At 32.6% G+C, this 12426-nt stretch carries 9 protein-coding genes; 8 read left to right on the plus strand and 1 reads right to left on the minus strand.

Annotated features, from left to right (window positions below; genetic code table 11):
- Positions 1-19: 19 nt before the first annotated feature.
- The 8 genes from OPR52_RS01465 to OPR52_RS01500 all read left to right on the plus strand — a co-directional run bounded on the left by OPR52_RS01465 (position 20) and on the right by OPR52_RS01500 (position 11058).
- Positions 20-973: an NAD-dependent epimerase/dehydratase family protein gene (locus OPR52_RS01465; RefSeq protein WP_264951391.1), complete on the plus strand. Its 954-nt coding sequence runs from the start codon at positions 20-22 to the stop codon at positions 971-973.
- Positions 930-3257 (plus strand): glycosyltransferase, encoded by a 2328-nt coding sequence (locus OPR52_RS01470; RefSeq protein WP_264951393.1) that lies wholly within the window; start codon positions 930-932, stop codon positions 3255-3257. Before OPR52_RS01465 ends, OPR52_RS01470 begins: the two co-directional genes overlap by 44 nt.
- Complete coding sequence (locus OPR52_RS01475; protein WP_264373748.1) at positions 3218-4894, plus strand: WG repeat-containing protein; 1677 nt, start codon at positions 3218-3220, stop codon at positions 4892-4894. Before OPR52_RS01470 ends, OPR52_RS01475 begins: the two co-directional genes overlap by 40 nt.
- Positions 4895-4898: 4 nt before the next feature.
- Entirely contained in the window at positions 4899-5888 is a 990-nt protein-coding gene (locus OPR52_RS01480) for a phytanoyl-CoA dioxygenase family protein (RefSeq protein WP_265038307.1), read from the plus strand.
- Positions 5889-7694: an ABC transporter ATP-binding protein gene (locus tag OPR52_RS01485; protein WP_264373975.1), complete on the plus strand. Its 1806-nt coding sequence runs from the start codon at positions 5889-5891 to the stop codon at positions 7692-7694.
- On the plus strand, positions 7666-8715 hold the full coding sequence (locus OPR52_RS01490) for a threonine aldolase family protein (protein ID WP_174516731.1): 1050 nt from the start codon (positions 7666-7668) through the stop codon (positions 8713-8715). Before OPR52_RS01485 ends, OPR52_RS01490 begins: the two co-directional genes overlap by 29 nt.
- Positions 8712-9755: a threonine aldolase family protein gene (locus tag OPR52_RS01495; RefSeq protein ID WP_174516730.1), complete on the plus strand. Its 1044-nt coding sequence runs from the start codon at positions 8712-8714 to the stop codon at positions 9753-9755. The genes OPR52_RS01490 and OPR52_RS01495 overlap by 4 nt, the downstream gene beginning before the upstream one ends.
- A 157-nt stretch (positions 9756-9912) precedes the next feature.
- Positions 9913-11058, plus strand: a complete 1146-nt coding sequence (locus OPR52_RS01500) for an MFS transporter (protein ID WP_264706336.1) — start codon at positions 9913-9915, stop codon at positions 11056-11058.
- A 10-nt stretch (positions 11059-11068) separates the two neighbouring features.
- On the opposite strand, the gene OPR52_RS01505 is transcribed toward OPR52_RS01500, so the two are convergent.
- A complete protein-coding gene (locus OPR52_RS01505; protein WP_265038308.1) occupies positions 11069-12382 on the minus strand; it encodes a UDP-glucose dehydrogenase family protein in 1314 nt (437 codons plus the stop codon).
- Positions 12383-12426 lie beyond the last annotated feature (44 nt).

The following is a 12426-nucleotide window of genomic DNA, read 5'->3' on the forward strand; positions in this document are numbered from 1 at the left end:
TTGTAGTGAGAGGGTATACATGGGGATATTAATAACAGGTGCTGCAGGTTTGATAGGGTCAACCTTGGTGAAAAAGTTAGAAAACCAGGGCCATGAAGTAATAAGCTGTGATATTAGGTTTCACAACAATCCACTCAGTTTTTTTTCAGAAGATATAGTACCACTACTTGCTAAGTGTACAGGAATTATTCATCTGGCTGCAATTTCTCGAGTTATACATGGTGAACTTTATCCTGAACTGTGTAGAAAAATTAATGTTGATGGTACAATGCAGTTTTTAGGGTTATGTAAGTCACTTTCAAATAAACCATGGTTTATATATGCAAGTAGTAGGGAAGTCTATGGAGAGCAGAAGGAACTGCCAGTTACAGAATCTGCTAGTATCGATCCAATAAATAATTATGCAAAAGGTAAAGCATTTATTGAGGAACAAATAACAAGTTCAAAAGATTTTAATGTAGCAATATTACGCTTTTCAAATGTATACGGTGGTTTACTAGATCATAACAGTAGAGTAATTCCTGCACTCTGTATTAATGCATTAAGAGGTGATCCAATTAAAATAGAAGGTAAAGAATGTGTTTTTGATTTTACCTATTTGGATGATGTTATAGAGGGTATATGCTTAACTGTTAAATATTTACAAAGCGAAAAATCTTCTCTTCCTGCTATTCATCTTACTACTAATAGCCCATGTACTTTAGAAAACTTAGCAAAAACAATATTAAAAGTCACGAAAAGTGGTTCTAGAATTGATTTTTATCCTCCAAGAAATTTTGATGTAACTAAGTTCCATGGTGATTTTACTAGAGCTAAAGAGCTACTTGGTTGGTCTCCAAAACATTCATTAGAAGTAGGATTAAGTAAATTTATAAAAAGTCTACAAAACAATACACAACAATATCCTAACAATATAGATATGGTAATATATGAAAATATTAAAAGTTATTCATGGTTACCCTCCTTATTATAGTGCTGGTTCAGAGGTTTATAGCCAAACTCTTGCTCATGAACTAGCAAATAACAATGAGGTACAAGTATTTACTAGGTATGAAAATAGCTTTTTACCTGATTTTTATTACACTACAGTCCTAGATAGTAGTGATTCCAGAATCTTACTGCATTTAATTAATATACCCATAGCTAAATATCGTTACAAATTTATCAATGAAGAAGTAGATATACAATTTAAAAGAGTAATAGATAACTTTCAGCCAGATCTTATACATTTTGGTCATCTTAATCATCTATCAATTACTTTACCAGAAATTGCTTTTAAAGAAAATATACCTACAATTTTTACGCTACATGACTTTTGGTTAATGTGTCCAAGAGGAAGGTTTATTCAACGCAATTCTGAAGATTTGTTACGGCTTTGTGATGGACAAAAGGATCAAAAATGTGCAACCCAATGTTACAAAGGATATTTTACAGGAGATAAAGAATTCCTGAATTTAGACATAAATTATTGGGAACAATGGGTTGCAACTAGAATGAAGCACACAAGGAAAATAATAGACTATATAGATTACTTTATTTCCCCATCGAAATTCTTGATGGATAAATTTACTCAGGATTTTAATGTTCCGATAAACAAAATTTCTTATCTTGATTATGGTTTTGATCTCAATCGTCTTAAGAATAGAAATAGAGTACAAGAAAAAGAGTTTATTTTCGGTTATATTGGTACTCATACTCCCGAAAAAGGTGTTGACCTATTACTAAAGGCTTTTTCTCACTTACCATCTAAAGCAAAACTTAGAATTTGGGGAGCAGCAAGAGAAGAAACTAAAGCTTTAAAAGCGATTGCCGATCAGTTTTCACCTGTTGTTAAAGAAAGAATAGAGTGGATGGGAAGTTATGATAATAAGAATATAGTTACTGACGTATTTAATAAAGTTGATGCAATAGTCGTTCCTTCAATTTGGGGTGAAAATTCACCATTAGTAATACATGAAGCACAGCAACTTAGAATACCAGTTATAACAGCCGATTATGGTGGTATGGCAGAATATGTAAGAGATGGACTATTATTTAAGCACAGAGATGCAAGTAGTTTATCAGAAAAAATGCAAATCCTATCTACAGATCAGGGGTTATATAGTAAACTTACCCAAAAAGGCTATCCTTATACTGAAAATGGAAATATACCTTCTATGAGTGAGCATATTGAGAAACTTAACAAGATTTACCGTAATGCTATTGAAAAGAAAGGCAAATCAGTAGCTGTTAAACCCGGTCCTTGGAGAATTACTTTTGATACTAATCCAGATTACTGCAATTTTGCTTGTATAATGTGCGAATGTTTTTCACCATACAGCAAAGTTAAAGAAGAAAAGAAAGCTAAAGGAATAAAACCTAAGATACTGTCGATAGAAACTATCAGAAAAGTAATTAAGGAAGCAGCTGGCACACCTTTAAGGGAAATCATTCCTTCTACTATGGGTGAACCTTTAATGTACAAAAGCTTTGATGAAATAATCAATTTGTGCCATGAGTTCGGCCTTAAGCTTAACCTCACGACCAATGGTTCTTTTCCTATTAAAGGAGCTAGAAAATGGGCTGAACTATTGGTACCAATTTTATCTGATGTTAAGATTTCCTGGAATGGGGCAACCAAAGAAACTCATGAAAGAATCATGAAAGGTTCAAAATGGGAAGTAGTGACAGAAAATTTAAAAACTTTTCTTGAAGTTAGAGATAAATACTTTAGCAATACAGGTGAAAGGTGTACCGTTACTTTACAATTAACATTTTTGGAAAGTAATTTACATGAACTCTATGACATAGTTAAGATGGCCATAAAAAATGGCATAGATAGAGTTAAAGGACATCATCTTTGGGCACATTTTGAGGAAATTAAGGATCTATCTATGAGAAGAGATGAGTTAGCAATTAGTAGATGGAACACGGAGGTGAGAAGGTTATACGAACTTAGAGATAATATGCTATTGCCAAATGGTAAAAAGATAAAATTAGAAAATTTCACAATCCTTTCTCAAGAAGGTATTAAGGATTTGGCTCCAGGTGGTCAATGCCCATTTTTAGGTAAAGAAGCATGGATAAACAATGAAGGAAAGTTTAGTCCTTGCTGTGCCCCAGATGAACTCCGTAAGACATTAGGAAATTTTGGTAATGTTAATGAGGTTAAACTCGAGGAAATATGGCAGAGTAGTGAGTACCTAAGCTTACAAAAAAATTATTTAAATTACAAATTATGCAAAACATGCAACATGAGAAAACCTTTGATCAATTAATCAAAGATAATCTTAGATCTATTAAAATTTCACCGTGTGAGAGGTTTCACGAGTTGCTAGGAAATCCTTTGTATGAAAATAGGTTTATAAAGGTTGGTAAATTTCATGAGCCCGGTCTTGCACCGGTTTATGATCAGATAGGCGCTTATCATATCAATGTGAGAGGAGAAGCAGTTTATCATCATAGATTTCTAAAAACTTTTGGATTCTACTTTAATAGAGCGGCCGTAGAAGATGATACAGGGTGTTACCATATTGATTCATCTGGATGTAGAGTATACAAACAGTCGTATCAATGGATTGGAAATTATCAGGAAGATGCTTGTGTAGTTAGAAGACATGATAAATGTTTTCATATTAATTTAAATGGCAACAGGATTTATCAGGAGGAATATGATTATGTTGGAGATTTTAAGGATGGTATCGCTGTAGTCTATAAGGATGGCAAAGCTACACATATTAATCATCATGGAAAGTTAGTACATAATAAATGGTATAAAAAACTTAATGTTTTTCATAAAGGGTATTCTATTGCAGAAGATCAACATGGTTGGTTTCATATAGATATTAATGGTGATCCTGTTTACCAGCAGAGATTTAAAATGGTAGAAGCATTCTATAATGGGATGGCAAAAGTTGAAACTCTTGAAGGTGTGTTAGGACAAATCGATATTACCGGAAATGTAAAGTTTAATATTTTTGATTTAGGTAAAGAATCTCAAGTGCATAGGATTTCTGCAGAACTTTCAGCCTTTTGGAAAACGTACCTAACAAACGTTGCTATTGAACTTGATTTGTTAAATATTTTACCTGCAACTATGCCGGTTTTATCTAAAAAGTTAAACATTATCGTACCAAATCTAGAAAGGCTGTTAAGGGCGTTGTGGGAAATAGGGTTTATTGATTACGATAAGGACAAGGACTTATGGCAACTATCATCAAAAGGTAAGTGCTTTAAGGAAATACCGTTTTTGTCTAAAGCTGCAACAATGTGGGTGAGAGTTGCAGCTGAAAAGAATTGGTTAAAGATTGCCGATATACTAAAACAGAAGTCAATCTCTTCATTTGAATCTTTTAAGGAAAGAGAAGCATCAGAAGATAAGAAAATAGCGTTTTACCAAGCATTGCTAGGATATTCTAGGTTTGATACTAAAGAGTTTAATTCTAGAATTAATATAGATGATGCTAAGAATATATTGCTATTTGGTGTACATTCTTTATTTCTTGCTTATTCTGATATACACAATAAAGGTTCTATAGGCCTATATAACGAACATAAAGTACCAAGACAGTTAGTAGAAAATTTAAAAGTCAAACTTATAACTCAGGAAGAACTATCAGCTACAAATTATGAATTAGGTGTCTTTTGCTGCTTTCTACAGCATTATGATGATGATAAAGTATTATCTTATTTAAAATTGGTCAAAGGAATATCTCGTATTTTATTGATAGAAACTATTTTAGATTACCGCTCTCCAGCTGGAGGCTCTGTAGATATTAATGTAATGGTTGAAACAGGAGGTAAACTAAGAACATTAAGCGATTGGGAAAAAATACTCAAACAAGTAAAAGGATTCAAAATTTCTTCTGTTGTACCTTTAACAGATTACTTATCAGTCATTGATGTCAGGTGTTAATCATATGAAAATACTACAAAAAAATGGTTTTTTTATTATCAAAAATCTGGTTCCTTTAGAACTAATAACTCAGTCTTTAAGTGATATAACAAATAAAATATCAAAGCTATCCCAAGAACTAAGTGTTTCAACTTCTGACTACTTAAACTGTACCGGCAGATGGGGCATGTTATCTCAAGTAACTAGAATTATATCTCAAGCATTAGATAAAATTATTAAAAATTACCTTGAAAAGTCACTTCAGTGTCAGATACTGCAGAAAAAATCAAATGTTATATGTAAAACTGCTGATTTAATAGATGCAGTTCCCTTCCATCAAGACATCTCCTATAGTTTTAATGATCCTTACCACTTTTCCGTTTGGTTAGCTTTGAATAATGTCAGTGAAACTTCAGGTGCACTACAAATTATAGAAAACAGTCATAAATGGGAAATACAACCTTTAGTTGATTTTTGGTATCCATATTTTTTTGATCAGTACTCAGATAACCGAGAAAATTATAAAATTAAGTCACTACCTATTTCAGCAGGAGATGCGATAGTTTTTGATTCACGGTTATGGCATGGTAGTGATAAGAATATAGATGCTAAAGATAGGTTTGCTTATGTTACGAGATGGGTTGTAAAAGATAAAAGTCTTCCTTGTGTGCCAAAACCTCAGCCTTCAGTTTTTGGTATATTAAACTGTGGTGCATTAACAGAATTTATACTGAGAGAATACTTATCATTATTTCGTCGCCAGGAAAGTATAAAAACAAAAAATATGGAAGAACTTATTAAGAGCTGGTTAGCCTTTATTACAGACACAACTACAAATATTTCTGAGGTCAACACTGCTGAAGCTAAGCGAGATTTATATAAGCTACTTATTCTGAATCAAGCGTCAGCACTACATGATGCTGGAGACATTTCAGGAAAAATATACAAAAATTTATGGTTTTCACTGCTTGTATTTCTCAATAAAAAAGTCAATGTGGTGGAGCTAGCATTATAAATGAACAAAAGTAGAGTTGGTAGTTTCAAGTATATATTGGTGTTCATTTTGAATATCTTATCCAAGTTTAAGCTTAATGTGCTTGTAATGTTCCTGGTTGCCCTAGTAGTGGCTGTTGATTTATCTTTTAGAAAGTATTTAGTAAAAAATATCTTAGATACAGCTGTAAAATATCAAGAAGGTAATGTAATTGAAAATCTTTTATTACCTGTAAGCGCTTATGTTTGTATGGCATTACTTATTACTACTGCTTTTAGATTCTATGGCTATTTTGTTGACATTCGAATGTTTACCTCAATGCGTCAAAAAATAGCTGATATGTCTTTTTACAGGCTGCTTCAGCAAGACCATTCCTATTATCAAAACAACCTATCCGGAAGTTTAGTATATAAGGTCAGTAACTTAATGGATAGTGTGATAGAGCTAATAAGACTGCTTATAGACTGTTTCTTTAGTTATAGTATAGCATTAATCTTGGCTATTTATACTTTATCACTAGTAAATATAAAGTTTGCAATAGCTACATTCATTTGGGTGAACATTTTTATTTTGATTTCGGTTTTCAGTTTTCGGGTGCTTACCGGATTAGCCGATGATCATTCTAAACAAAGTTCACAAGTAATAGCGGGTATAGCCGACAGTATTTTAAATGTTATATCAGTAAGGTTATTTTCTCGGCAAGCGCATGAGAGGCATAAATTTTTTCAAGTATGCAAGAAAAAAACTATTGCAGAAAGAAAATTACAATGGGCATACTTTTGGCTTTGGTTTATATATGGCTATTCATTTGATATACTCCAAGCAGTAAACTTGTATTTTTTAATTCATGATTATCAATTGAACAAGATTGCAATAGGAGATATTGCTCTTGTACTTGGAATTAATATATCGATTATAGAGTTTCTTAACCATCTAACTAGGAATCTTACCCAATTTTCTACTCATTTCGGCAAAGTTTCAGATGCATTGCCAATCTTGACTACCGTACCAGAAATTCAAGATAAGGAAAATGCTAAAAAATTAAATTTATTAAGTGGAAGAATAACGTTTAATAATGTTTCTTTTTCTTATGAGGGTCAGAAGTCATTATTTCAAGATTTTTCAGTTACCATTAATCCTTGCGAAAAGGTAGGTCTAGTTGGTTATTCTGGAGGTGGTAAATCTACTTTTATAAACTTAATCATAAGGCTATTTGATGTTAAAAAAGGTAATATACAGATTGATAATCAAGTAGTATCGGAAGTTACACAGAGTTCTTTGAGGCAACAAATATCTGTAATACCTCAAGAACCATTGTTGTTTCATGATACTATTTTAGCAAATATTATATATGGTAAACTTCAATCTACTATCGAAGAAATAATAAGAGCTGCAAAGCTGGCTGGTATTCACGATTTCATTATGACTCTACCCGATCAATATGAAACTGTAGTCGGAGAAAAAGGCATAAAGCTATCTGGAGGGGAAAGACAAAGAATAATCATAGCGAGAGCATTTCTAAAAAACGCTCCGATATTATTTTTCGATGAGCCAACTAGTCAGTTAGATTCTATAACAGAGAAAACAATTCAAATGAGTTTATTTAAGTTGATGGAAAATAAAACCACCATTACTATAGCACACCGTATTTCTACACTTTTACATATGGACCGAATTCTAGTATTTGACAAAGGAAAAATTGTCCAAGATGGTAAACATTCTGAACTAGTTTGCAAGAAAGGTCTTTATAAAGAACTTTGGGATGCTCAAATTGGCTGTCTAAATATCAAAAAAGAAAATGGAAAAAACTATCGACCTGAGAAGTGACACTACAACTTTACAAAGCTCCAACGTTATACACGCAATAAGTAGTGCAATCGTTGGAGATTTTGCTTACGGTGAAGACAAAAGCTGTAACAACTTATCGGAATATTGTAAACAATTATTCAAAGTAGAAGAAGCATTGTTCGTAACCAGCGGTATGCTTGCAAATAGGTTAGCTATTGCCAGTCAAACAAGTCCTGGTGATGAACTAATTACTCATTATAATTATCATGTTAATTTTTTCGATAGTGCAGGCAATGCAAAAGTAAATAGTATAGTGTTTAACTGTATTAGGAATAATACCGGAATCTTAGATATTGATGAAGTAGAATATGCTATTAACTCTAAACCGAGATATAAAATTTTTGCTCAGGTGAGTCTAGTTTCTATAGAAAATAGTATAAACGGGTTTAACGGTAAAATTTATCCTTTTAAGAAACAAGTAGAGTTATATAATTTCTTAAAAGCTCACAATATAAGTCTTCATTTAGATGGTGCGAGAATATTTAATGCTCATGCTGAAACAAATGTTGCTTTAGCTGACTATGCTAAATATGTAGATACAATGAGCTTTTCTTTTACTAAAGGACTTGGAGCTCCTTTTGGTTCAATGCTTATGGGTAAAAGAGAGATAATTGAAAAGGCTAAGAAGTTACAGGTTTGGTTGGGGAGTGGTTATCATCAAATTGGGTACTGCGCTAATGCAGCAAAATATGTACTACAGAATAATATCTCTAGGCTTAAAGAAGATAATAAGCTTGCTAAATTGTTTGCAGACAAGATTAAAGAAATTCCACATGTAAAGCTGATACTACCTTATCCAGAAACTAACATAGTAAGCTTTAGTATAAAAGAACTAAATGTGACTAATGAGTTTTTTTTGAGTAAATGCCAAGCTTATGGTTTATTGCTCTTTCCTTGGCTCGAATCTCATATAAGAGCAGTTGTTCATCTTGGCATAGAGGAAGCAGACATAATAAATGCTGCTGAAATTATAAAGGAGGTTGTATTAAATTTAGTATGAGGGTAAAAATAGATTTCTTTAGCGATTCAAACACTAATCCTTCATCTGAAATGAGGGAAGTAATGGCTAAAGCAAAAGTTGGAAATGAAGCTGCATGTGAAGATCCAACTGTAAACGAATTAATAGAAACCACATGTAAAATATTAGGTAAGCCAGCAGGAATATTTTTGATTTCGGGAACGATGTGTAATGTAATTGCTTATAAAGTGCACATTCAAAGACCTGGTGATTATTTGTTACTCGATGAAACTTCGCATCCATTAATAGTGCAATCTGGATTAATTGCAGCCCAGGCACATGCCACTCCTTTACCTATTAAAGGAACAAGAGGAATATTTACTGGAGAGCAAATCGTTGAGTTTATTACTCGTCCTAGCTTAAGGAATGTTCCAAAAGTTGGGCTTGTTTCTGTCGAACAAACAACGAATTTTGGTGGTGGAGCTGTGTGGCCTTTAGAGTATATTCAAGAGATCTCAAGTCTCTGCAAAAAGAACGACGTATCCTCTCATTTAGATGGAGCAAGGCTGTTCAATGCTTGTGCTTATGCTAAAATATCTCCAAAAGAATATGCAAATTATTTTGATTCGGTGTTTATTGATTTTAGTAAGGGATTAGGCGCTCCAATGGGTGCAGTATTGGCTGGAAGTGAAGAGTTTATTGAAAAAGCTTGGTACTATAAGTTTCAAATTGGCGGAGGTATGCACCAAGCTGGCATTATTTCAGCTGCATGTTTATATGCTCTCAACAACAACATGAATTCTTTAATAGAAGATCATAAAAAAATGCAGCACCTTATAAAAGGTCTTAGCTCTATAGATCAAGTTATAATCAATATTGACCTATACAAAACTAATATAGCGTATTTCTCATTACGTACTGATTGTATATCTGCTCAAGAATTAATAAATATACTAATGACAAATTATGGAATTAGGATGGCTAACATAAGAGGTAAAATCAGAGTTATAACACATAGAGATATAAGCTGTGAAGATATTAATACTACTATATCTACTATAAGAAAGATACTGAATAGGTAATTTCGATTGTTATCAATTTTCTACATTAATGGTTTGCAAACTTCTTGTAAAACAATATTATACCAACATAGTATTATGCTAGTATTTGCATGGGACTGTTTGGGGAATAGGTGTGAACTTTGTTTTCTTTCAATATTTACTATTCTTTTTTGGATATGTGCTACTTTACTTCTCAAGGCAGAGTATACCAATTGCTCTACCACTGTTAATAGATACTGACCATATAAAATTAAGCTATTTTTTTGCCTGCTTTTCTTTTTTTTATGGAGTATCAAAATTCGTTAATGGAATAGTCATGGACTCCAAAAATAATCCATTATTTATGTTTGGGCTATGCAATATTGCAACTGGATTATTAACCATTGGTATAGCTTTATCATATAATAATCTAACTTTATTACTGTTAACATTAATATTATTAGCTTGGACACAAGGGTTAGGTTGGCCAGCTATTACCAAGTTTATGGTTACAAACTCTAGTATCTCTTCAATTGCATCATCATGGGGAGTTATGAGCGCATCTCAGCAACTTGGTTCTTGTATTACTTTAATTGTATTACCAAGTATAATCAAAATATATGATGCAAAAAGTGCATTTTTGTACTCTGGTCTCTTATGCTTACTTTTTGGAATTTATATAATATTAAAAGCATATTACGAAGAAAGTGCCAACTTTACTACCTATTATAAGGTGCAGAAATCTCAGATAGGTATCAAAGTGAAAAGTTCCATATGGTTTCTATGTTGTGCTACTTTTTGTGCTTATATTATAAAAATGGGAATCTTCTTTTGGTTTCCTATAATTTTAAAGGATAAATTACAAATTTCTCTTGTACAATCCTCACTAATAACAGGTGTATATGATTTAGGTGGAATCCTTGGAACTTTAATCACAGGAAGAATTAGTGATATGTATTTCTTTCAAAATAGAAGCTTGCTGGCATTACTTTACATGTTGGGTATAGCACTCACTTTTATTGCAATGAACTTTTGTCAAAACATAATTCTTATGAACCTTGGCGCAATCTTATCAGGATTTTTTATATTTGGAGTGCAAGTACTGACAGGTGTTATAGCTGTAGAAATTGCTCCACAAAATAATGTATGTGCAATTGTAAGCTTGACAGGATTATTTGGGTATATTGCAAGTTCAATATTTTCATGTGTGGTTTTAGGAGTACTTGTTAAGCACTTTGGTAACAGTATTATGTTTTCATTTTTTTCCATTTGCTCTGTTGTTGCACTCGTTTGCTTTTCCATACTATCAAGCAAAGGCCTTAAAAAACTAAGTAAAGCGGTGTAGAAAACATTTCTCAACAGTTAAGCTTTGTAGATAGATTTTTACCCAGGGAGTAAACGTTATAACCATATCCTAGTAACAATTCATTATCTAACAAGTTACGAAAGTCAAAGATATTAGGTGTAGCCATCACATCCTTTAAGATTAAAAAATCTTGATTTTTAAATTCCTTCCACTCCGTTAACAATAACAAGGCTTCTGCGCCCCTTGCAGCTTCTATAGCGTTATCCGCGTACTCTATATCCTTTAGAACTTGCCTAGCATTATCCATCCCCATTGGGTCATATGCAGTAATTTTAGCCTTGTTATTCACTAACAATTGTGCAATATCTATAGCTGGGCTATTTCTTACATCATCAGTACCAGACTTAAAAGTTAGCCCCCATATTGCTATTTTTTTATTTTGGACTCCATTTAATAGATATTCTACCTTTTTAGCAATGTTTGTTATATGATTATAGTTAGATTCCTTAACTGAATTTAAAATTTGTAGCTTAACATTGTGGTCTTCAGCAAGCCTTATTAAAGCTGACAAATCTTTAGGAAAACATGATCCTCCAAATCCTGGACCAGCTTTGAGAAATTCCTTACCTATTCTATGGTCCATTCCCATACTGTTAGCTAAAAGGTCAATGTCTGCTCCTAATAGCTCACATAAACCTGCCATCTCATTGATAAAAGCAACCTTTGTTGCTAGAAAAGCATTAGAAGCATATTTAATCATTTCAGCAGTAACTGTATCAGTGACTATTAACGGAATATTCTTATCTATAAATGGTCTATATATAACTTCTAGTTTTGCCCTAGCTAGCTTAGTTTTTACTCCTATTATTATCCTATCTGGGTATAAAAAATCTGATACTGCAGAGCCTTGCTTGAGAAACTCTGGATTCACCCCCAAATCAAAGTTATAGCCCTTATTAGATAAATAATTATGTATATTTTCTGCAGTACCAGGAGGAACAGTTGACTTTATCACTATTAAGCAATCTTGATTAACTCTCTCAGAAACTTCACTTACTGCATTATATACATTCTTTAAATTTGCATTTCCTAGGGAGTCTGATGGAGTATCTACAGTTATAAATACTACTTCTGTATTGGGATTTATTTGAAAATACGAATCGAAAAATCTTATCCTTTGTGACTTTATATTATTCTCTAAATAATCTGCTAATCCAGGTTCATATAGAGGAATTTTCCCTGATTTCAAAAGTTCAATCTTCTCAGTATTTATGTCAATGCAATCAACTTTATGGCCCTGCTCCGATAACATTGTACCAGATACTAAGCCTACATACCCTACTCCTATAATAGTTATGTGCATTTTATTATCACCTTAAAAATATAGCTTAGCATCTAAAATAAATA

This window comes from Wolbachia endosymbiont (group A) of Hylaeus communis, assembly GCF_947251915.1.
In the GTDB taxonomy this organism is placed as follows: Bacteria; Pseudomonadota; Alphaproteobacteria; order Rickettsiales; family Anaplasmataceae; genus Wolbachia; species Wolbachia pipientis.

What these genes read in the sequence shown, in the direction of transcription:
- OPR52_RS01480 (WP_265038307.1), top strand. Translation starts at nt 4,899, where the DNA reads ATGAAAATACTACAAAAAAATGGTTTTTTTATTATCAAAAATCTGGTT.
- OPR52_RS01505 (WP_265038308.1), bottom strand. Translation starts at nt 12,382, where the DNA reads ATGCACATAACTATTATAGGAGTAGGGTATGTAGGCTTAGTATCTGGT.
- OPR52_RS01490 (WP_174516731.1), top strand. Translation starts at nt 7,666, where the DNA reads ATGGAAAAAACTATCGACCTGAGAAGTGACACTACAACTTTACAAAGC.
- OPR52_RS01470 (WP_264951393.1), top strand. Translation starts at nt 930, where the DNA reads ATGAAAATATTAAAAGTTATTCATGGTTACCCTCCTTATTATAGTGCT.
- OPR52_RS01475 (WP_264373748.1), top strand. Translation starts at nt 3,218, where the DNA reads ATGCAAAACATGCAACATGAGAAAACCTTTGATCAATTAATCAAAGAT.
- OPR52_RS01465 (WP_264951391.1), top strand. Translation starts at nt 20, where the DNA reads ATGGGGATATTAATAACAGGTGCTGCAGGTTTGATAGGGTCAACCTTG.
- OPR52_RS01495 (WP_174516730.1), top strand. Translation starts at nt 8,712, where the DNA reads ATGAGGGTAAAAATAGATTTCTTTAGCGATTCAAACACTAATCCTTCA.
- OPR52_RS01485 (WP_264373975.1), top strand. Translation starts at nt 5,889, where the DNA reads ATGAACAAAAGTAGAGTTGGTAGTTTCAAGTATATATTGGTGTTCATT.